The 21,279-nt window shown below is 56.2% G+C and carries 15 protein-coding genes; 10 read left to right on the top strand and 5 right to left on the bottom strand.

What is annotated here, in order from left to right; all coding sequences use genetic code 11:
* Positions 1 to 109 precede the first annotated feature (109 nt).
* The 4 genes from ROR01S_RS04925 to queF form a co-directional block, all read right to left on the bottom strand.
* On the bottom strand, positions 110 to 1,477 hold the full coding sequence (locus ROR01S_RS04925) for an L-serine ammonia-lyase (protein ID WP_004867008.1): 1,368 nt from the start codon (positions 1,475 to 1,477) through the stop codon (positions 110 to 112).
* Between the two features lie 55 nt (positions 1,478 to 1,532).
* Positions 1,533 to 2,822, bottom strand: coding sequence for an HAAAP family serine/threonine permease (locus tag ROR01S_RS04920; protein WP_004867007.1), 1,290 nt, complete (start codon positions 2,820 to 2,822; stop codon positions 1,533 to 1,535).
* A 584-nt stretch (positions 2,823 to 3,406) separates the two neighbouring features.
* Entirely contained in the window at positions 3,407 to 4,774 is a 1,368-nt protein-coding gene (gene ppnN, locus ROR01S_RS04915; RefSeq protein WP_004867006.1) for a nucleotide 5'-monophosphate nucleosidase PpnN, read from the bottom strand.
* 111 nt (positions 4,775 to 4,885) lie between these two features.
* Positions 4,886 to 5,731: an NADPH-dependent 7-cyano-7-deazaguanine reductase QueF gene (gene queF / locus ROR01S_RS04910; protein WP_064359162.1), complete on the bottom strand. Its 846-nt coding sequence runs from the start codon at positions 5,729 to 5,731 to the stop codon at positions 4,886 to 4,888.
* A gap of 68 nt (positions 5,732 to 5,799) precedes the next feature.
* On the opposite strand from queF, the gene syd reads away from it, so the two are divergent.
* The 8 genes from syd to ROR01S_RS04870 all read left to right on the top strand — a co-directional run bounded on the left by syd (position 5,800) and on the right by ROR01S_RS04870 (position 14,488).
* Positions 5,800 to 6,345 (top strand): SecY-interacting protein, encoded by a 546-nt coding sequence (syd, locus tag ROR01S_RS04905; RefSeq protein ID WP_015585857.1) that lies wholly within the window; start codon positions 5,800 to 5,802, stop codon positions 6,343 to 6,345.
* An 803-nt stretch (positions 6,346 to 7,148) separates the two neighbouring features.
* Positions 7,149 to 7,478: a YqcC family protein gene (locus ROR01S_RS04900; RefSeq protein ID WP_048023726.1), complete on the top strand. Its 330-nt coding sequence runs from the start codon at positions 7,149 to 7,151 to the stop codon at positions 7,476 to 7,478.
* Positions 7,478 to 8,272 carry a tRNA pseudouridine(65) synthase TruC gene (gene truC / locus ROR01S_RS04895; protein ID WP_004867002.1) on the top strand — a complete coding sequence of 265 codons (795 nt, stop codon included), beginning with the start codon at positions 7,478 to 7,480 and terminating at the stop codon, positions 8,270 to 8,272. The genes ROR01S_RS04900 and truC overlap by 1 nt, the downstream gene beginning before the upstream one ends.
* Before the next feature lie 2 nt (positions 8,273 to 8,274).
* Entirely contained in the window at positions 8,275 to 8,718 is a 444-nt protein-coding gene (locus ROR01S_RS04890) for a flavodoxin (RefSeq protein ID WP_004867001.1), read from the top strand.
* A gap of 493 nt (positions 8,719 to 9,211) precedes the next feature.
* A complete protein-coding gene (gene gudP / locus ROR01S_RS04885; RefSeq protein ID WP_004866997.1) occupies positions 9,212 to 10,564 on the top strand; it encodes a galactarate/glucarate/glycerate transporter GudP in 1,353 nt (450 codons plus the stop codon).
* 2 nt (positions 10,565 to 10,566) lie between these two features.
* The gene (locus ROR01S_RS04880) at positions 10,567 to 11,922 is read left to right on the top strand and encodes an enolase C-terminal domain-like protein (RefSeq protein WP_071824691.1); all 1,356 of its coding nucleotides are present in this window, start codon (positions 10,567 to 10,569) and stop codon (positions 11,920 to 11,922) included.
* A gap of 15 nt (positions 11,923 to 11,937) precedes the next feature.
* Positions 11,938 to 13,278: a glucarate dehydratase gene (gene gudD, locus ROR01S_RS04875; RefSeq protein ID WP_004866993.1), complete on the top strand. Its 1,341-nt coding sequence runs from the start codon at positions 11,938 to 11,940 to the stop codon at positions 13,276 to 13,278.
* A gap of 70 nt (positions 13,279 to 13,348) precedes the next feature.
* Positions 13,349 to 14,488 (top strand): glycerate kinase, encoded by a 1,140-nt coding sequence (locus ROR01S_RS04870; protein ID WP_004866992.1) that lies wholly within the window; start codon positions 13,349 to 13,351, stop codon positions 14,486 to 14,488.
* A gap of 89 nt (positions 14,489 to 14,577) precedes the next feature.
* Here ROR01S_RS04870 and barA read toward each other — a convergent pair whose 3' ends face one another.
* Positions 14,578 to 17,331: a two-component sensor histidine kinase BarA gene (gene barA, locus ROR01S_RS04865; protein ID WP_064359161.1), complete on the bottom strand. Its 2,754-nt coding sequence runs from the start codon at positions 17,329 to 17,331 to the stop codon at positions 14,578 to 14,580.
* 168 nt (positions 17,332 to 17,499) lie between these two features.
* On the opposite strand from barA, the gene rlmD reads away from it, so the two are divergent.
* Both rlmD and relA read left to right on the top strand, forming a co-directional pair.
* Complete coding sequence (gene rlmD, locus ROR01S_RS04860) at positions 17,500 to 18,804, top strand: 23S rRNA (uracil(1939)-C(5))-methyltransferase RlmD (RefSeq protein WP_064359160.1); 1,305 nt, start codon at positions 17,500 to 17,502, stop codon at positions 18,802 to 18,804.
* A gap of 110 nt (positions 18,805 to 18,914) precedes the next feature.
* A complete protein-coding gene (gene relA, locus ROR01S_RS04855; protein WP_004866987.1) occupies positions 18,915 to 21,152 on the top strand; it encodes a GTP diphosphokinase in 2,238 nt (745 codons plus the stop codon).
* Positions 21,153 to 21,279 lie beyond the last annotated feature (127 nt).

The following is a 21,279-nucleotide window of genomic DNA, read 5'->3' as shown; positions in this document are numbered from 1 at the left end:
TTATAACCAATAAATAACTAAATTTTAATTTATATAACTGAAATGCCTGGTGGGGGAGACGATGTTGCGGGGAAGCTGCCCGGCAGAATCGGCCGCCGGGCATGTATCGTTAATCGCAGGCGACGATTTTCATTGCCAGGCCGCCGCGAGAGGTTTCGCGGTACTTGGCGTTCATATCTTTGCCCGTTTCATACATGGTTTCGATCACTTTATCGAGACAGACGCGCGGTTCGCTGGTGCGGCGTAGCGCCATGCGCGCGGCGTTGACCGCTTTGACGGCGGCGATAGCGTTACGTTCGATGCAGGGAACCTGTACCTGGCCGGCAACCGGATCGCAGGTCAGACCCAGGTTATGTTCCATGCCGATCTCCGCCGCGATGCACACCTGGCCCGGGCTACCGCCCAGCAGCTCCGTCAGACCGGCTGCCGCCATTGAGCAGGCCACGCCGACCTCGCCCTGGCAACCGACTTCGGCACCGGAAATTGAGGCGTTCATCTTATACAGCGAGCCGATAGCGCTGGTTACCAGCAGATAACGCGCCAGCGAATTGGCATTCACCTTGCGGATAAACTTGTCGTAATAGGCCAGTACCGCCGGCACGATGCCGCAGGCGCCGTTGGTCGGCGCGGTCACTACGCGTCCACCGGCGGCATTCTCTTCGTTGACCGCCAGGGCAAACATGTTGATCCAGTCAACCACCGCCATCGGGTCGCTGTTGGTATTGTCCTGGCTAACCAGCATCCGGCGCAGGGCGGCGGCACGACGCGGAACCCGCAGCTTGCCCGGCAGTACGCCTTCGGTGGTAATGCCGCGCTCGATACCGCCGCTCATCACTTCCCAGACGGCGGCAAAGTGCTGCTCAAGCTCTTCTTTGGTGTGCAGCGCCAGCTCGTTTTGCATCATCAGGCCGGAAAGCGAGAGCCCGCTTTCGCGGCAGTGTCTTTGCAGGTCGGCCGCATTTTTGTACGGATAAGGCACCACGGGCGGCGCTTCATTGCTCAGGCCGAAATGTTCTTCATCGACAATAAACCCGCCGCCGATGGAGTAGTAAGTCTGGGTGTAGAGCACCTTGTCGCCACCCAGGGCGGTAATGCGCATACCGTTCTCATGCAGCGACAGGTTGTCGGCATGGAAATTCATGCACTGGTCGACCGGAAATTCAACTTCCTGCTGGCCGTTTGCCAGCATCAGGCGGCCGTGGGTGTTGACGTCCTGAATGAACGCCGGGATGGCGTCGATATCAACGCTGTCAGGCAGGTTGCCCGCAAGACCCATAATAATGGCGATGTCGGTATGGTGGCCTTTACCGGTGAGGGAAAGAGAGCCGTAAACGTCGACAACGACTTTGGTGACGTTGGCAAGCAGCCCGCGCGCGATAAGATCGTCCGTGAATTGCTTGCCCGCTTTCATTGGTCCAACGGTATGGGAGCTGGAAGGGCCAATGCCGATTTTAAAAATATCGAATACGCTGATCATGTTGCATCCAGTACTGTCGGGGAGCGCGCCGCCTGCTGGCGGCGCGGGGGAGAGATTAGCTGAACAGAGAGTAGAAAATCGCGGAGATAGCAATCAGGCCCATAATCACAACGAAGACGTTGCTGATGTGGCCGCTGTATTTGCGCATGGCCGGGACTTTCTGGATGGCATACATCGGCATCAGGAACAGAATCATCGCGATAATCGGGCCGCCGAGGGTTTCGATCATGCCGAGAATGCTTGGGTTCAGCGTGGCCACAATCCAGGTGGTCACCAGCATGAACAGCGCCGTGATTTTGTTCAGTTTATTGATTTCGATGGATTTGCCTTTACCGCGCAGGGATTTAATCACCATGCCGTTAAAGCCTTCACGTGCGCCCAGGTAGTGGCCGAGGAAGGATTTGGTGATGGCAATCATCGCGATGATCGGCGCCATCCAGGCAATAACCGGTGCGTTAAAGTGGTTCGCCAGGTAAGACAGAATCGAGATGTTCTGCGCTTTTGCTTCTGCCAGATCGGCCGGAGACAGGCTCAGTACGCAGCTGAAGACGAAGAACATCACGGTCAATACCATCATGATATGAGCGCGAGCCAGGATGCTGGAGCACTTCTTCTCTGCGCCCTGACCGTACTCTTCACGCTTCGCCACGGCGAAGGAGGAGATGATCGGCGAGTGGTTAAAGGAGAACACCATCACCGGAATCGCCAGCCAGAGAGTCATCCACAGACCATTACCGGTAAAGGTCGAGCTGTTCAGGGAGAGGGTTTCCAGCGCCGCGCCGTTCCACTGAGGAATCAGGTACAGTGCGAGGATCATCAGAGCGATAACGAACGGGAACACCAGAATACTCATCGCTTTAACAATCATCTGCTCGCCGAAACGCACGATGGTCATCATGCCCACAATCAGAATCAGCGACAGGATCGCCCGCGGCGGCGCGGTCATCTGCAGCTGGTGGGTCATAAAGCTTTCGACGGTATTGGTGATAGCCACGCTATAAACCAGCAGAATCGGGTAGATGGCGAAGAAGTAGAGCAGGGTAATCAGCTTACCTGCGCCGACACCGAAGTGCTCTTCTACCACTTCCGTGATGTCTTCACCCGGATTTTTACCGGAAAGGACAAAACGGGTCATTCCGCGGTGGGCGAAAAAGGTCATCGGGAAAGCAAGAATTGCCATGATGATCAGGGGGATCATACCGCCGACGCCGGCATTAATCGGCAGGAACAATACGCCCGCGCCGATTGCCGTACCGTACAGTCCCAGCATCCACATGGTATCTGTTTTGCGCCATCCGCTACGGGTTTCACCCGTTACGATAGTGCTGGTTTGAGTGGTTTCCATCTGTATCTCCTGGAGGAAGCGACCAAATATAATGATTAAAATCAATTAAGTAATATGAAATGCGTTTGATTACGGTTTTTTAATGATTTTCTCCGTAACAAGTGGGGCGGAAAGATACATTTATCTGGTAAATGCATCAGTGATCGCGATCCCAATTGCAATAATCCACTTTCGATGTGGGTATTTTTAGTTCAACAGTCTGTTTCTGGTGATCAGCCAGGTATTTGTGGCGCGAAGGCTACCATTTACAGGATATGAGATAAAAGAAGGGAGGCTTAATAACGATGTTTTTACTGTAAAAATGAGATACTGACGATGTTTTTGCGCTTAAATGCCTTTTTATCAGTGATATTTATTGCTTCTTATGGAAACGCAAACGATTGGCTTTGTGAAAAAAGTTACAAAGCATTCTTAAAATAAATGAATCATTGGGAAAGCGGGCCTCAGCCGTTAAAGGAGGTTAAACGTGGTCAGAGGAGGTAAAGGGGGCAAGGGAGTAAAGGGAGTAAAGGGAGTTTAATACGGGAGGAGGGAGAACCGGATTACGGCAGCATGCGCCGTAACCCGAGATGACAGATTAGCTATCAGGAACAGATTTCGTAGCAAGGAATATACGCAGTGCCGCCCGGAAGCTTCATGCGGTGCTGGGCGACGAAGCCCTGCAGCAGGTCATCCATCCGACGCATCATCTGCGGATCGCCGTGTAGCTTGTAAGGGCCGAATTTTTCAATCGCCTGGATACCCACCTCTTTGACGTTGCCGGCCACGATACCGGAGAACGCGCGCCGCAGGTCTGCCGCCAGCATCTCAACCGGCTGATCCGGATAAAGCTTGAGGTTGGCCATGTTTTCGTGCGTCGGGTCGAAGGGCATTTGCAGATCCGGGGTGATACGAATCGACCAGTTAAAACTGTAGGCATCGTCGGTTTCGCGGCGACTCTCTTTCACCAGCGGCATCGCTTTCTTCATCTGGCGCGCCACTTCGCTGGCGTCGTCGATAATGATGCGATAGTGGCGACGTGCCGATTCGCCCAGCGTGTGTACGATGAACTCATCCAGCACGCGGAAATAGTCGGCGCTCTCTTTCGGACCGGTGAGGATCAGCGGCAGGACCTGCGATGTGTTGGCCGGGTGCATTAAAATCCCCAGCAGATAAAGCAGCTCTTCCGCGGTGCCGACGCCGCCCGGGAAGATAATAATGCCGTGGGCGATACGGACAAACGCCTCAAGACGTTTTTCGATATCCGGCATGATCAGCAGCTCGTTAACCAGCGGGTTAGGCGGTTCGGCGGCAATAATTGATGGCTCGGTCATGCCGATAAAGCGGCTGTCTTTGTAACGCTGCTGGGCGTGACCGACCGCGGCGCCTTTCATCGGTGCTTCCATCGCGCCCGGACCGCAGCCGGTGCAGATATTCAGTTCGCGCAGACCCAGCTGGGTCCCGACGCGACGGGCGTACAGATATTCGTTTTCGTTAATCGAGTGGCCGCCCCAGCAGACAATCATATTCGGTGCTTCGCCGACGTGCAGCGCACGGGCGTTACGCAGAATAGAGAACACCAGGTTGGTGATATGCACCGAGCTTTCAAGATCGAGATTCGGGAAGCGAACGGTGTTGTGAATCTGTCCGTAAACGAACAGGATATCGCGCAGTACGGCAAACAGGTTGGCCTGCAGGGAACGGATAATACGCCCGTCAACGAAGGCCTCTTCCGGGGGATTGATCAGTTCCAGCTTCACGCCGCGTTCACGGCGCAGCACGTTGATATCGAAGTTTTCAAAACGAGACAGCAGCTCCTTGCTGTTATCGGTCAGGCTCCCCGAGTTGAGTACAGCAAGCGAGCAGTTACGAAAGAGTTGATAGAGGTCACTGCTGGCGGTGCGTTTAAGCATATCCACTTCCAGCTGTGACAGCATATCCATTGAACCAAGCGGGCTAACATGTGTAATCAAGTGAACTCCTTACAGGACGATTATCGTCTTCCTGTGATTACAATAGCCTTGCTGGTGGCGTTTTCACAACCTTGCGCGCGGGTTAACGCACGCAAATTGTGAAAATGTTGACTATTGACGAGCGAGGCGACCGATGGCCGGAACAAAATCGGTGTTGCTGCGCCACGGGTTGATGTCCAGACCGCCGCGTCGCGTGTAGCGCGCATAAACGGAAAGGGCTTCCGGCTGACAGAAACGCAGAATATCGTTGAAGATGCGCTCTACGCACTGCTCGTGAAATTCGTTGTGGTGACGGAAGGACACCAGGTAGCGCAGCAGCTTTTCGCGATCGATTTTGGCGCCGCGATACTGAATTTGCACCGAACCCCAGTCCGGCTGATGGGTGATCAGGCAGTTGGACTTCAGCAGATGGCTGACCAGCGTCTCCTCGACGACTTTGCCGCTCGCGGCATCCTGCAGATAGTCGGCGCTGAACTGGTAGTTATCGATTTCAATATCCTGATCGTCGATGCAGGCGCCGTGCAGATGTGCGACCGGCTGGCCTTCGAGTTCATCGAGACGATACAATGACACTTGCACTTCCCCCTCCGCGCAGGCGCTGAGATCGCGCATCAGCGTCGCCTCGACCTCCTGCCAGTCGGCGAAGCGGGTCTGATTAAAGCTATTGAGATAGAGCTTAAAGCTCTTCGACTCTACCAGGTTCACGGTGGTGTCATTGAGTTCAACATGGCCCACGGCGACCTGCGGTAGCCCTTTAGCGTTAAGCCAGGAGAGTTCGTACAGCGTCCAGATATCACCGCCGTGAAAAGGCAGATTGTCCGCGTGCAGGCCCAGCGGATCGCGGTTCAGGCTGCGCGGCACGCCCTGAAGCAGCGAGGCATCGTAAGTATCGCGGTAATCAGTTGATTTACCGAGCGTCAGGCCGGCAAGCGCCTGATGATTATCGTAAGAAGACATGTTTCACCATAGTAAAGCGGGTACACTATACGCCAAGTGTATCCTGTCTGACGTGAAGAGAGAAACCGGTGGACTATCAAACCGCAGAAGCGCTGCAAGCCTTCACCCAACGTTATTGCGCTGCCTGGCAGCAGCAGCGCGCCAGCCTGCCGCGTAGCGAAGAGCTTTATGGCGTACCGTCACCCTGCATCAGCGCGACGGATGACGACGCCGTTTACTGGCAGCCGCAGCCCTTTACCGCAGAACAAAATATCAGCGCGGTTGAACGGGCGCTGGATATTGTGATACAACAGCCGATTCATAGTTATTATACCACTCAGTTCGCCGGTGATATGGCCGCGCGCTTTGCCGGTGAGACGATGCTGCTGCTGCAAACCTGGAGTCCGGATGACTTCCGGCGCGTGCAGGAGAATTTAATCGGCCACCTGGTGGTACAAAAACGGCTGAAGCTGTCGCCAACGCTTTTTATCGCCACGCTCGAGAGCGAGCTGGAGGTCATTTCGGTGTGCAACCTGAGCGGCGAAGTGCTCAAAGAGACGCTCGGCACGCGCAAACGGATAATTCTTTCGCCTTCTCTGGCGAGCTTCCTTGACCAGCTTGAGCCGGTGCTGTAATCCATTTTCCCCACCCGTTTGTGAGAGATCTCTTACAAGACCTGTAAGAGATCGTCATCATTTAAGCCAATTTTTCGCGGCTTTATTTCTGGTAAATCAATATAATTCAGTGAGTTATTCTTTGTTTCGCCTTTTTAGCCAGGGATTAACCTTAAGAGATTCTCTTAAGAAGGCTTGTAAGACGAAGCGGAATCAGTGATCCTATGTGTGTCGACAGGGAGTCGCAAAATGAAGTGAACATCAGGATGATGACTCTTCATGCAGGACCCGCCGGGAAGGCGTTGCAAGGACAGGCTTCAGGATGAAGCGCAGGATAACGCAGGAACGCGTAAAGGACACCTCCAGGATGGAGAACGTGAGCCGCTCATGATGAACGGTGGATCAGGAAGATCGGGACAGACTTAAGGATAAGTGATTTCGCATCGGGGTGGTGTGGAAGCAGGATGCACAAGTTTATGGATGAACATGGTCAGGAGACCTCAGGAAAAGTTTTCATGGACGAGCAGGGAGCACCAATGTAGCTGGATTGCTGCGAAACGAACCGGGAGCACTGTTTATACAGTGCTCCCTTTTTTTATGCCTGTTTTTAGCGCATCACCTTTGGCGGTGGCCGTTGGCGAAAGGCGAATTGTCTGGGCGATGCTTCAGGTCAGGCTGGCGCAACCTGTCTGGCCCATGCCGCTCTGACGCATGGCCGTGCACGCATTGTCCTGACTGGACGGGCGACGGCGCCATGATTTTGAGTAGTTTTCGCTGCTGTATTTGCTATCCTGCGTCCGGTTTACAACTCATCGAGGTTTCCCATGACTCTTCACCTTAGCGTGCGCGAGCGTTTGCACGCCCTTGAAGCGCTGCTGCGCGAAACGGACCACTGGCAAGACAATGCGCCGGAAAGCCGCGCTTTTGCCAGCGATCAGCCTTTCTGTATGGACACGCTTGAACCGCTGGAGTGGCTGCAGTGGGTCCTGATTCCTCGTCTGCACCACTTACTCGATAGCGAGCAGCCCTTGCCGCAGAATTTCGCCGTCGCCCCCTATTATGAGATGGCTCTCGATGCCGCCCATCCGCTGCGCGAGCGGGTGCTGGCGGAGCTGCTGCTGCTGGATACGCTGTTTGCCGGTGATGACGCCTGATGCTGGAGATTATCTATCAGGATGAATGGCTGGTGGCGGTGAACAAACCCTCCGGCTGGCTGGTTCATCGCAGCTGGCTGGACCGCGATGAAAAAGTGGTGGTGATGCAAACCGTACGCGACCAGATTGGTCAGCACGTGTTTACCGCCCATCGCCTTGACCGCCCGACATCGGGTGTCCTGCTGATGGGGCTGTCGAGCGAAGCGGGAAGGCGCCTGTCTCAGCAGTTTGAGCAGCATCAGATGCAAAAGCGCTACCACGCGGTGGTGCGCGGCTGGTTGACCGACGAAGCGGTACTGGATTACCCGTTGGTAGAAGAGCTGGATAAGATCGCCGATAAATTTGCACGTGACGATAAAGAGCCCCAGCCGGCGGTCACGCACTATCGCGGAATGGCGACCGTCGAAATGCCGGTGGCGACCGGACGTTATCCGACAACGCGCTATAGCCTGGTTGAGCTGGAGCCTAAAACCGGGCGTAAACACCAGCTGCGTCGCCACCTTTCTCATTTACGTCACCCGATTATCGGCGACAGTAAACATGGCGATCTCCGACAAAACCGCAGCGCCGCAGAGCATTTTTCCGTTGACCGCTTGATGCTTCACGCCAGCCAGCTATCGTTAACGCATCCCTTTACCGGCGAGCCGTTGACGATCCGTGCGGGCCTTGACGACGTCTGGATGCGGGCGCTGTCGCAGTTTGGCTGGCGCGGTCTTCTGCCGCTAAATGAAAGGGTTGAGTTTGCTGACGACAGCGGTCAGGATGAAGAGATTGAGGTCAATTCAGGGAGATAATCATGGCAGATATCGGTATTTTTGTAGGCACGATGTATGGAAACGCGCTGCTGGTGGCCGAAGAGGCTGAAGCCATTCTGAGCGGCCTGGGGCATAAAGCAAAGGTGTTCGAAGACCCGGAAATTCAGGACTGGGAACCGTATAGCGGCAAATATGTGCTGGTAGTCACGTCCACCACCGGTCAGGGCGATCTGCCGGACAGCATCGTTCCGCTGTATGAAGGGATGAAAGACATGTATCAACCGCACCTGCGTTACGGGATTATCGCGCTTGGCGATAGCACCTACGCTAATTTTTGCGGCGGCGGTAAGACGTTCGATGCATTGCTGCAGGAGCAGGGCGCCAGACGTATCGGCGACATGCTTATGATCGATGCCAGCGAAGACCCTGAACCCGAGAGCGTGTCTAACCCATGGGTTGAACAGTGGGCGAGTCTGCTCGAATAAACCCATCCATTAACGGATAAAAGTTGCGCCCTCTCCCTACATAGAGGGCGTCACTTCCTGATGCCAGTGCCAGATAAACGGTCAATAAAATGTTAACCCTTTTACCTGTCCCGGGCATCGGGCATTTGCACGACAAGCGGTTCACGCGGGCGGTTTTTTCCGGGAGTTTCCACCGGGTCAAGTGAAGCATTTCACACTCCTGTCGTTTGTCCTGCGATTTCCGCTGTTCCTTGCGCCCGCTTTTCATTTCCGTGAACTATCCCCCATCCAGTCAGGCATAAGCCATAAATCTATTTCTAAATCTCCGCTAAAGCTGTGTGTATGCACGGTGAGCCGGTCAGGTCCTCTTTTTATACTTTCCCTGCCAGTTAAAAAGGCAGCACGCCAGATATAACGAAAACAATGAAAAACTCAAACGCGTCATTCTGACTACCCTACAGGTTGTGCCATTCAGAATGAACGTAGCTAACGGCTATGATTCAGGAGTGCAACAATGAGTACATTAAGTCAGGCGGCTAGCGGCGCGGAAAAACGCACCAATGCCCGCTACTGGATAGTGGTGATGTTGTTTATCGTCACCTCTTTCAACTACGGTGACCGCGCAACGCTGTCGATAGCCGGTTCGGAAATGGCCAAGGATATTGGCCTGGACGCGGTGGGTATGGGCTACGTTTTTTCCGCGTTCTCATGGGCCTACGTTATCGGTCAGATCCCCGGCGGATGGTTGCTGGACCGCTTCGGTTCAAAACGGGTCTATTTTTGGTCTATCTTCATCTGGTCGATGTTTACCCTCTTGCAGGGCTTCGTCGATATCTTTAGCGGCTTCGGTATTATTATCGCGCTGTTTACCCTGCGATTTCTGGTCGGGCTGGCGGAAGCGCCCTCGTTCCCAGGCAACAGCCGAATCGTCGCGGCCTGGTTCCCGGCGCAGGAAAGAGGAACCGCGGTGGCGATATTCAACTCCGCGCAATACTTTGCCACCGTGATCTTCGCGCCCATCATGGGCTGGTTAACCCATGAAGTGGGCTGGTCGCATGTCTTCTTCTTTATGGGAGGGCTGGGGATTGTCATCAGTTTTGTATGGCTGAAAGTCATCCATGAACCGAACCAGCATCCCGGCGTAAACAAAAAAGAGCTGGAGTATATTGCCGAAGGCGGCGCGCTGATCAACATGGATCAGAAGAAAAATAGCCGAAAAGTCCCGCTTAGCGAAAAATGGGGGCAGATCAAACAGCTGATTGGCTCCCGGATGATGGTCGGGATCTATATCGGTCAGTACTGCATCAACGCGTTGACCTACTTCTTTATCACCTGGTTCCCGGTCTACCTGGTGCAGGCGCGCGGCATGTCGATTCTGAAGGCCGGATTTGTCGCCTCGGTGCCGGCAATCTGCGGTTTTGCTGGCGGTGTGCTGGGCGGAATTATCTCCGACTGGTTAATGCGTCGCACCGGCTCGCTCAATATTGCCCGTAAAACCCCGATTGTGGCAGGCATGCTGATGTCGATGGTTATGGTGTTCTGTAACTACGTTAACGTGGAGTGGATGATTATCGGCTTTATGGCGCTGGCCTTCTTCGGCAAAGGGATTGGCGCCCTCGGCTGGGCAGTGATGGCCGATACCGCGCCGAAAGAGATCAGCGGTCTGTCGGGCGGCTTGTTCAATATGTTCGGCAATATCTCCGGCATCGTGACGCCAATTGCGATTGGTTACATCGTCGGAACGACGGGCTCATTCAACGGCGCGCTGATTTACGTCGGGGTGCATGCGCTGGTGGCGGTACTGAGCTATCTGGTGCTGGTGGGCGATATCAAACGCATTGAGCTTAAACCGGTCGCGGAGCGCTAATGATGAACACTCAATCCAGTCCGACGATTGTCGATATGAAAGTCATTCCGGTGGCCGGTCACGACAGCATGCTGCTGAACATCGGCGGGGCGCATAGTGCCTGGTTTACCCGTAATATCGTGGTACTGACCGACAATGCGGGGAATACCGGCGTCGGCGAGGCGCCCGGCGGTGACGTTATTTATCAGACGCTGGTGGACGCTATTCCGCTGGTGCTGGGAAAAGAGGTCGCCCGTCTGAATAACGTGGTTCAGCAGGTACATAAAGGCAACCAGGCGGCGGATTTTGACACCTTTGGCAAGGGGGCCTGGACCTTTGAGCTGCGGGTCAACGCGGTCGCGGCGCTGGAGGCCGCGCTGCTGGATCTGCTAGGTAAAGCGCTTAATGTCCCGGTTTGCGAACTGCTGGGACCAGGTAAACAGCGTGATGCGGTCACCGTGCTGGGCTATCTCTTTTATATCGGCGATCGAAATAAAACGGATCTCCCTTATCTGGACGCTACCCCTGGGCATCATGAGTGGTACCACCTGCGCCATCAGGAAGCGATGAACAGCGCTGCGCTGGTGCGACTTGCCGAGGCCGCGCAAGATCGCTACGGCTTTAAAGATTTCAAACTTAAGGGCGGTGTTTTGCCCGGCGAGCAGGAAATAGAGAGCGCACGCGCGCTGAAAAAACGCTTCCCGGATGCGCGTATTACGGTCGACCCGAACGGCGCCTGGCTGCTGGATGAGGCGATTGAACTGTGCAAGGGCCTGCAGGATGTGTTGACCTATGCGGAAGATCCGTGCGGCGCCGAGCAGGGCTTCTCCGGGCGGGAGGTGATGGCGGAATTTCGTCGTGCCACCGGGCTACCGGTCGCCACCAATATGATTGCCACCAACTGGCGGGAAATGGGGCACGCGGTGATGCTCAACGCGGTAGACATTCCCTTAGCCGATCCGCACTTCTGGACGCTCTCCGGCGCGGTGCGAGTCGCCCAGCTGTGTGATGACTGGGGGTTGACATGGGGTTGTCACTCGAACAACCACTTTGACATTTCACTGGCGATGTTTACTCACGTAGGCGCCGCCGCGCCGGGCAACCCGACGGCAATTGATACTCACTGGATCTGGCAGGAAGGCGACTGTCGTCTGACCAAAAATCCGCTGCAGATTGAGAACGGCAAGATTGCCGTACCGGATGCGCCAGGCCTTGGTATCGAGCTGGACTGGGCGCAGGTGCAAAAAGCCCATCAAGCCTATCAGGCGCTGCCGGGAGGCGCGCGTAATGACGCGGTGCCGATGCAGTATCTGATCCCCGGCTGGAAATTTGACCGCAAGCGTCCCGTGTTCGGCCGCACCGCTGTCGCCAATCAATAACAAAAGGATTTCATCATGACCACGCAGTTTTCTACCCCCGTCGTCACCGCGATGCAGGTTATTCCGGTTGCCGGCCACGACAGTATGCTGATGAATCTTAGCGGAGCCCATGCCCCGTATTTCACCCGCAATATTGTGATTATCAAAGATAACTCAGGCCATACCGGCGTAGGGGAAATCCCCGGCGGAGAGAAAATCCGCCAGACGCTGGAAGAGGCCGCTGAGCTGGTCGTCGGGAAAGCGCTCGGCGAGTATAAAAACGTCCTCGGGGCGGTACGCGGCCGCTTTGCCGACCGCGACGCCGGCGGCCGCGGGTTGCAAACTTTTGATCTGCGTACCACCATTCACGTTGTCACCGGGATTGAGGCCGCGCTGCTGGATCTGCTGGGGCAGCATCTGGGCGTCAACGTCGCCTCTCTGCTGGGCGATGGCCAACAGCGTAGCGAAGTCGAAATGCTGGGCTACCTGTTCTTCGTCGGTAACCGTCATGCCACGCCGCTGGCCTATCAAAGTCAGAGCGATGAGAAGTGCGACTGGTACCGGCTTCGTCATGAAGAGGCTATGACGCCGGACGCCGTCGTGCGTCTGGCGGAGGCGGCCTACGAAAAATATGGCTTCAACGATTTCAAACTCAAAGGCGGCGTGCTGGCGGGTGAAGAAGAGGCGGAGTCGATTGTGGCGCTGGCTAAACGTTTCCCGCAGGCGCGCGTGACGCTCGATCCCAACGGCGCCTGGCGCCTGGATGAAGCCATCAAAATTGGCAAACAGCTGAAAGGCGTGCTGGCCTATGCGGAAGATCCCTGCGGCGCTGAACAGGGCTTCTCGGGCCGCGAAGTGATGGCGGAGTTCCGTCGTGCCACCGGCCTGCCGACGGCCACCAATATGATTGCCACCGACTGGCGTCAGATGGGACATACGTTGTCTCTGCAATCGGTGGACATTCCGCTGGCGGATCCGCACTTCTGGACCATGCAGGGATCGGTTCGCGTGGCGCAGATGTGCCATGAATTTGGTTTGACCTGGGGCTCGCACTCCAACAACCATTTCGATATCTCGCTGGCGATGTTCACCCACGTTGCGGCGGCGGCGCCAGGCAACATTACCGCCATCGATACCCACTGGATCTGGCAGGAAGGGAATCAACGATTGACCCGACAACCTTTTGAGATCAAAGGTGGTATGGTGCAGGTGCCCACCGCTCCGGGCCTCGGCGTTGAGCTGGATATGGACCGCGTGATGCAGGCGAATGAGCTATATAAAAAGCACGGGCTGGGCGCGCGTGACGATGCGATGGCAATGCAGTATCTGATCCCGAACTGGACGTTTGATAATAAGCGTCCGTGTATGGTGCGCTAAGGAAAATCCGGTTCCTGCGGGAACCGGAATGGTTTTGCTACCGGGTGTTTGTTCATATTAAGGACAGCGGATGAAAATAGTGATTGCACCGGATTCATACAAGGAGAGCCTGAGTGCCCTGGATGTTGCGACGGCGATAGAAGCGGGCTTTCAGGAGATTTATCCTGATGCGGAGTATGTCAAGTTGCCTGTTGCCGATGGCGGCGAAGGGACCGTCGAAGCGATGGTTGCCGCCACTCAGGGGCGTCTGGTGCAGGTTACGGTTACCGGTCCGTTGAATAAACCGGTAGACGCTTTTTACGGCCTTTCCGGCGATGAGCGCTGTGCTTTTATTGAAATGGCGGCGGCCAGCGGACTGGAAAGCGTCCCGCCGGCGTGCCGTAACCCATTGTTAACGACCACCTGGGGAACCGGGGAGCTGATTCGCCACGCGCTGGATGCCGGCGTACAGCAGATTATTATCGGTATCGGCGGTAGCGCGACGAATGACGGCGGCGCCGGAATGGTGCAGGCGCTGGGCGGAAAGTTACTGACGGCGGATAATCAGCAGATTGCCTCCGGCGGCGGAGCGCTGGAACAGCTGGCGCGAATTGATCTGAGCGAACTGGATAGCCGTCTGGCCGATTGCCGCATCGATGTGGCCTGCGATGTGACCAATCCGCTAACGGGTCCGGAAGGCGCTACGGCGGTATTTGGGCCGCAAAAAGGGGCGACGGCAGAGATGATTGTCCGTCTCGACCGCGCGCTGGCGCACTATGCGCGCATCATTCAACGCGATTTAGCCGTCGACGTACTTCATCTTGAGGGCGGTGGCGCGGCAGGCGGTATGGGCGCCGCCCTGTATGCTTTCTGTGGCGCGCGGCTACGTCCGGGGATTGAGATTGTGACCGATGCGCTGCACCTGGCGGAGCTGGTGGCGGACGCAGACCTGGTGATTACCGGTGAAGGGCGCATTGACAGCCAGACGATCCATGGCAAGGTGCCGGTGGGGGTAGCAAAGGTTGCGCAGCGCTATAACGTACCGGTTATTGCTATTGCCGGCAGCCTGACCGCGGACGTGGGGATTGTTCACCGGCACGGGCTGGATGCGGTATTCAGCGTGATTTATTCGGTCTGTACGCTGGAGGAGGCGCTGGAGAACGCGGCAGATAACGTGCGCATGACGGCGAGGAATGTTGCCGCGGTGCTGAACATGGGACGCAAGCGGTAAGACGGTTTTCCCGGTCGCGTGATGCCTGCCGGGGCGATGCCGTTTACATGGCCGCCCGGACAGGCACCGCGCTATCCGGAGAAGGGGATTTATATGCCCAGCATTTTGCACGCTTCCCGCGTGACATTATCCATTTCATCCAGCAATTCCAGCAGCTCCGGCTCCAGATCTTCGGCGGCGGTTCCGGCGCGCAGCTGGCTTTCAAGGGTCTGACACAGCTTTTTCAGCCGCGGCACCCCGCTATAGCTGCAGCTTCCGTGAAGCTTATGAATCAAATCCAGCAGCCCCTCCGGCTCTTCGCCAACCAGCTGCTCTTCCACTTTATTACGCACTTCTGGCATAAAGGCGATCAGCATTTGCAGCATCTCCCGCGCCAGGTCCGGTTTCATGGCGGCCTGGCGTAGCGCCAGCTGCCAGTTGAGCGTCACGTTGTAGTCGATGGGCGGTTCGACAGGCTCCGCTGCCTGCAGCGGCGCGGTATGCCTTCCCGGCTGATAGCGCAGCAGCAGGTTGTGCAGCTTATCCTCTTCGATGGGCTTCGCCAGATAGTCGTTCATCCCGGCCTTCATCAGCTTCTCTTTTTGCCCGTCAAACGCGTGGGCGGTGACGGCGATCACCGGCGTTTGTTGCTGATGAGGAAGGTGGCGAATCAGCTCGCAGGCGCGAATGCCGTCCATATCCGGCATCTGGATATCCATCAGAATCAGATCCAGCTGCATCTCCTTGGCCTGCTCTACGGCGCGCTGGCCGCTATCACACAGCGTGACGTGCTGGACCAGATCGTCCAGCAGCACGCCGATAAGCTTCAGGTTCGCCGGATTATCGTCCACCGCCATCACCGTCATTGGCAGCTTGCTACTGTCAGAATGGGGCAGGACGATCGGGGTCCTGGCCCGGCAGGAGGCGGTGAGCGCCGGGATTAACCGCGTGGCGGTCAGCGGTTTGAGCAGGCAGGCGGCAACGCCGTCTTGCTTCAGGGTTTCGGCATTAATCTGTGCATGGCAGGGGAGCGCCAGCAGTAAGTGGTCGGCCATGGCGCAGGCTTTCGCCAGGTTATCCTTTTGCTGGCTCAGGTCACGCATCGATACCGGAAGACCGGCCAGCAGGATATCGTAGTGGGCTTCCGGCAGCGCGGAGAATGTCGGGCTGTACACCACCTCCAGCGGCAGGGTCGTCAGCACCTCCATGGTGCACTGCGCCGCCGCCGCATTGGCCTCGATGTAGGCCAGCGTTTTACCCGCCAGACAGTGGGTTAACGGGCTCTCCTGAACCGCGTTGGGATTGAGGTCGAGGTTGATATGGAACCAGAACGTGGAGCCGCGATTCGGCTGACTGTGGAATGAGATATCGCCGCCCATCTCTTTGACCAGCCGCTGGGTTATCACCAGCCCGAGCCCGGTGCCACCGTGGCGGCGGGAAATACTGGCATCGGCCTGGCGGAACGCCTGGAACAGACGGGACTGATCGCGCTCCGGGATCCCGATCCCGGTATCGTGGATTTGAATTTCGATTTGTACGCTGGTGTTGCTCAGCGCTCGCTGCTCGACCAGCACATCAATATTGCCATGTTCGGTAAACTTGATGGCATTGCCCACCAGATTGGTGATGATCTGCTGCAGGCGCAGAGGATCGCCGATAATATTGTCCGGAACATCATTTTTGATGTTCAGCGTCAGCTCCAGCCCCTTATCGTGGGCGGAGTGCGCCAGCAGAGTCACGACCTCATCCAGCGCATTACGCAGCAGGAACGGGATGCTCTCGAGAATCAGTTTACCCGCTTCCAGCTTCGAGAAGTCCAGCACGTCGTTAATGATAGCGAGCAGGTTGTTCGCCGAGCGCTCGATAGTGGTGAGGTGGTCGCGTTGAGTGGTATTTAAATCGGTCTTCAGGGTCAGACGGGTAAAGCCAATGACGCCATTGAGCGGCGTTCGTAGCTCGTGAGACATATTGGCGAGGAATTCTGATTTGATGCGGGCCGCTTCCTGGGCGCGCTTCTTCGCCAGATCCAGCTCAACGTTCTGAATCTCCATCTGCTCGAGGGTTTCGCGCAGATCGGAGGTCGCCTGATCGATATTGTGCTGCATCTCTTCGTGGTAGGCCGCCAGCGACATGGCCATGGAGTTGATGCCGTTTTTCAGCATATCCAGTTCGCCGAGCATAAACCCTTCGACGCGACTGTCGAGCTGGCCGCGACGAATACGATCGACGGTATTCACCATATTGCGGATCGGCCCGGTGACGTCGCGCATCAGGCGCCAGCCGAAGATCAGCGCGATGCCGATACAGAACAGCATCATAACGCTGGAGATGAAAATCTCTTTGTACTGCTGCAGTCGCACCGATTTGAGATCCAGTTCGAGGGCGACATAGCCCAGCATGTTGCCGGGCATTTTGGCATCGGTCATCGGCGATTCATCGGGTGAATAGCTTTCCGAGACGATAGGCGTACGCAAAATCATGACGTCGCCCTTGCGCACCGCGCTCAGCTGGCGAGGAAATTTTTCCCCATTTTCCAGACGTAGCTCGCTGGGATTGAGCTGAAAATTGGAGGTGACGAACAGCTTGTTTTGCGAATCGTAAATGGAAATAGCGCGTACGATATCGGAATGACGGCGATGCAGCACGCTAATCAGCTGGCCGATAGACTCGCGGTTTTGCAGATTCATGCCATATTCACTGGAGACTGCCAGGGGTTCAATAATACTGGCCCCGGCGTCCTCCAGCTGACGCTGCAGGTCGTGATAGCGATGCGCGACGAAGAAAATACTGAGCAACAAACCGATCAGTACGGTTGGCGCCAGGATAAGAATCATCATGCGAGCACGTAGGCTGTAGTTGGTCATGCGGTTCCGTTATGGGAGAATATACTCTTCATCCATCAAGTGCCTTTGCGTTGGCGGTTTCGGCGACGGGCCGATCTTCGCCGCCGGGAACGCTTACCGGCTGCCCTGACGCACCTTGAATGGACTCGTGTATAGAGTCAGTTTATTTGATTGAGACAAATCTCTACGATGGCGCAATTCTACTCTGCAAAACGGCGTGTGACGACGCGCCAGATCATAACCGTAACAGTCAATGACCTCGACCCCTTTGGTCAGGGCGTTGCTCGTCACCATGGTAAAGCGCTATTTGTTAATGGCTTATTGCCCCAGGAACAGGCTGAAGTTGTCGTGGTTGAAGACAAAAAACAGTACTCCCGGGCGCAGGTAAAACGCCGTCTTAATGACAGCCCGCAGCGCCAGACGCCGCGCTGCCCGCATTTCGGTACCTGCGGCGGCTGCCAGCAACAGCATGCCAGCGTTGAGCTCCAGCAGCAAAGTAAACGCGCAGCGCTTGCCCGGCTGATGAAGCGGGATGTCGACGACATTATAGCCGCTTCGCCGTGGGGATATCGCCGGCGCGCACGTCTGAGCTTGAATTATCAGCCAAAGACCCAACAATTACAGATGGGCTTTCGCCAGGCTGGCTCCAGCGACATTATCAATGTGGTGCAGTGCCCCATTTTGGTGCCCGATCTTGAGGCATTGCTGCCAGCGGTGCGCGAGTGTTTGTCCGGCCTGAAATCAACGCGTCAGCTCGGGCATGTCGAGCTGGTGCTGGCGGACAATGGCCCGCTGATGGTCCTGCGCCACACGGCAGCATTACCGGCCGGCGATAAAGAAAAACTGGAACGATTTTCGCAATCTCACGGTCTCGCTCTGTACCTGGCGCCGCAAAGCGAGATACTGGAACATATTAGTGGGGAAGCCCCATGGTATACCTCAGACGGGCTACGCTTAATGTTTAGTCCGCGCGACTTTATCCAGGTGAACGATGGCGTCAATCAGCTGATGGTGCAAACGGCGCTGGCGTGGCTGGATATTCAGCCTCAGGATCGGGTGCTCGATCTGTTCTGCGGGATGGGGAATTTTACCCTGCCGCTGGCTACGCGTGCGGCCAATGTCGTGGGCGTTGAAGGCGTCCCGGCGCTGGTTGCGAAAGGGCGGGAAAACGCCGCGCTCAATCAGCTGCACAACGTGACATTCTTTCATGAAAATCTGGAAGAAGATGTGACCCGCCAGGTCTGGGCGCAGCATGGTTTTGATAAAATATTACTCGACCCGGCGCGAGCCGGAGCGCCGGGCGTGATGTCACACATTATAAAACTTGCCCCGCGTCGCGTCGTCTATGTCTCCTGTAATCCGGCGACCCTGGCGCGCGATAGCGACCTGCTGCTGCAGGCGGGGTATCAGATTCAACGCCTGGCAATGCTGGACATGTTCCCGCATACCGGACATCTGGAATCAATGGTGTTGTTTGAGCACAGAGATACATAGAATCGTTCGGATCAGGCCGAGGCAGCCAACCCCCCCGGCGTACTGAAGGATGAAGTGTCAACGTTGAGGCTTGCCGACTTCGGCAGGCCAGGTCCCTTAAGGAGAGGACAATGGTTGCGGTAAGAAGTGCACATTTAAATAAAGCTGGTGAATTTGACCCGAAGAAATGGATCGCGAGTCTGGGAATTTCCAGCCAGCAGTCGTGTGAACGCTTAGCCGAAACCTGGGACTATTGTCGCGAGAAAACGCAGGGACATCCTCGAGCGGATCTGCTGTTATGGCGCGGTGTCGAGATGGTGGAAATCCTTTCTACACTGAGCATGGATATCGATACGCTGCGGGCCGCGATGCTGTTTCCGCTGGCGGATGGCAATGTCGTCACCGAAGAGGTGATGCAGGAGAGCGTCGGTAAGTCCGTCGTGACATTGATTCACGGCGTGCGCGATATGGCGGCGATTCGCCAGCTTAAAGCCACCCATACCGATTCGGTCTCATCCGAGCAGGTCGATAATATTCGCCGCATGCTGCTCGCGATGGTCGACGACTTCCGCTGCGTGGTCATCAAGCTGGCCGAACGTATCGCCCACCTGCGGGAAGTCAAAGATGAGCCCGAAGACGAACGCGTGCTGGCGGCAAAAGAGTGCACCAATATCTACGCCCCGCTGGCCAACCGTTTAGGCATTGGTCAACTGAAATGGGAGCTGGAAGATTATTGCTTCCGCTACCTGCATCCCGACGAATATAAGCGGATTGCTAAACTGCTGCACGAGCGTCGCATCGATCGTGAACACTACATTGAAGAGTTCGTCGGTCATCTGCGTTCAGAAATGAAAACCGAAGGCGTGAAGGCTGAAGTCTACGGCCGGCCGAAGCATATCTATAGTATCTGGCGCAAAATGCAGAAAAAACACCTCACCTTTGATGAGCTGTTTGATGTGCGCGCGGTACGTATTGTCGCGGAGCGCCTGCAGGACTGCTATGCCGCACTGGGGATAGTACACACTCACTATCGCCATCTGCCGGATGAGTTCGATGATTACGTTGCCAATCCCAAACCAAATGGCTATCAGTCGATTCATACCGTGGTGCTGGGGCCGGGCGGTAAAACGGTGGAGATCCAGATTCGTACCCGGCAGATGCATGAAGATGCGGAGCTGGGCGTCGCCGCGCACTGGAAGTACAAAGAAGGTGCCGGCGCGGCGGCAGGCGGCGGACGTGGCTATGAAGATCGTATTGCCTGGCTGCGTAAGCTGATCGCCTGGCAGGAAGAGATGGCCGACTCCGGCGAAATGCTCGATGAGGTGCGCAGCCAGGTCTTTGACGATCGGGTGTACGTCTTTACGCCAAAAGGCGACGTGGTCGATTTACCTGCCGGCTCCACGCCGCTCGACTTTGCCTACCATATCCATAGCGACGTCGGCCACCGCTGCATCGGCGCCAAAATCAGCGGGCGCATTGTCCCCTTTACCTATCAGCTGCAAATGGGCGATCAGATTGAAATCATTACCCAGAAACAGCCAAACCCAAGCCGCGACTGGCTGAACCCAAACCTCGGCTATGTCACGACCAGCCGCGGACGTTCCAAAATCCACGCCTGGTTCCGCAAGCAGGATCGCGACAAGAATATTCTCGCCGGGCGGCAGATTCTTGATGATGAGCTTGAGCACCTGGGGATTAGCCTCAAGGAGGCAGAGAAGCATCTGCTGCCGCGCTACAACTTCAATGAGCTGGATGAGCTGCTGGCGGCCATTGGCGGCGGAGATATCCGCCTTAACCAGATGGTCAACTTCCTGCAGGCGCAGTTTAATAAGCCGAGCGCCGAAGAGCAGGATGCGGCGGCGCTGAAACAACTGCAGCAGAAAACCTGGGCGCCGCAGAATCGCAGCAAAGACAATGGTCGCGTCGTGGTGGAGGGCGTGGGCAACCTGATGCACCACATCGCCCGCTGCTGTCAGCCGATTCCAGGCGACGAGATTGTCGGTTTCATCACCCAGGGGCGGGGGATTTCCGTTCACCGGGCGGACTGCGATCAGCTGGCTGAGCTGCAATCGCACGCCCCGGAGCGTATCGTTGACGCGGTCTGGGGAGAAAGCTACTCCGCAGGCTACTCGCTGGTCGTCCGCGTGGTGGCAAACGATCGTAGCGGCCTGCTGCGCGATATCACCACCATTCTTGCCAACGAAAAAGTGAACGTGCTTGGCGTGGCCAGTCGCAGTGACACCAAACAGCAGCTGGCTACCATCGATATGAATATTGAAATCTACAACCTGCAGGTCCTCGGCCGCGTGCTCGGGAAACTGAATCAGGTTCCGGATGTGATTGATGCCCGCCGCCTGCACGGTGGCTAACCGCTTTTCCTCCCATGCTGACCCGCTCTCCGACGGAGAGCGGGTTTTGCGCGTCTTTTATCCGCGAACCTCGCTGATTTTTCCCCGTGTTTTATCCGGGGAAGGTAAATAAAACCAATATGTTGCA

This window comes from Klebsiella ornithinolytica NBRC 105727 = ATCC 31898, assembly GCF_001598295.1.
Taxonomy (GTDB): domain Bacteria; phylum Pseudomonadota; class Gammaproteobacteria; order Enterobacterales; family Enterobacteriaceae; genus Klebsiella; species Klebsiella ornithinolytica.
This window is presented reverse-complemented; position numbering and strand designations above follow the sequence as displayed.

What these genes read in the sequence shown, in the direction of transcription:
- ROR01S_RS04900 (WP_048023726.1), top strand. Translation starts at nt 7,149, where the DNA reads ATGACTCTTCACCTTAGCGTGCGCGAGCGTTTGCACGCCCTTGAAGCG.
- gudD (WP_004866993.1), top strand. Translation starts at nt 11,938, where the DNA reads ATGACCACGCAGTTTTCTACCCCCGTCGTCACCGCGATGCAGGTTATT.
- ROR01S_RS04890 (WP_004867001.1), top strand. Translation starts at nt 8,275, where the DNA reads ATGGCAGATATCGGTATTTTTGTAGGCACGATGTATGGAAACGCGCTG.
- gudP (WP_004866997.1), top strand. Translation starts at nt 9,212, where the DNA reads ATGAGTACATTAAGTCAGGCGGCTAGCGGCGCGGAAAAACGCACCAAT.
- ROR01S_RS04920 (WP_004867007.1), bottom strand. Translation starts at nt 2,822, where the DNA reads ATGGAAACCACTCAAACCAGCACTATCGTAACGGGTGAAACCCGTAGC.
- ROR01S_RS04870 (WP_004866992.1), top strand. Translation starts at nt 13,349, where the DNA reads ATGAAAATAGTGATTGCACCGGATTCATACAAGGAGAGCCTGAGTGCC.
- ROR01S_RS04880 (WP_071824691.1), top strand. Translation starts at nt 10,567, where the DNA reads ATGAACACTCAATCCAGTCCGACGATTGTCGATATGAAAGTCATTCCG.
- ROR01S_RS04925 (WP_004867008.1), bottom strand. Translation starts at nt 1,477, where the DNA reads ATGATCAGCGTATTCGATATTTTTAAAATCGGCATTGGCCCTTCCAGC.
- rlmD (WP_064359160.1), top strand. Translation starts at nt 17,500, where the DNA reads ATGGCGCAATTCTACTCTGCAAAACGGCGTGTGACGACGCGCCAGATC.
- truC (WP_004867002.1), top strand. Translation starts at nt 7,478, where the DNA reads ATGCTGGAGATTATCTATCAGGATGAATGGCTGGTGGCGGTGAACAAA.
- barA (WP_064359161.1), bottom strand. Translation starts at nt 17,331, where the DNA reads ATGACCAACTACAGCCTACGTGCTCGCATGATGATTCTTATCCTGGCG.
- queF (WP_064359162.1), bottom strand. Translation starts at nt 5,731, where the DNA reads ATGTCTTCTTACGATAATCATCAGGCGCTTGCCGGCCTGACGCTCGGT.
- relA (WP_004866987.1), top strand. Translation starts at nt 18,915, where the DNA reads ATGGTTGCGGTAAGAAGTGCACATTTAAATAAAGCTGGTGAATTTGAC.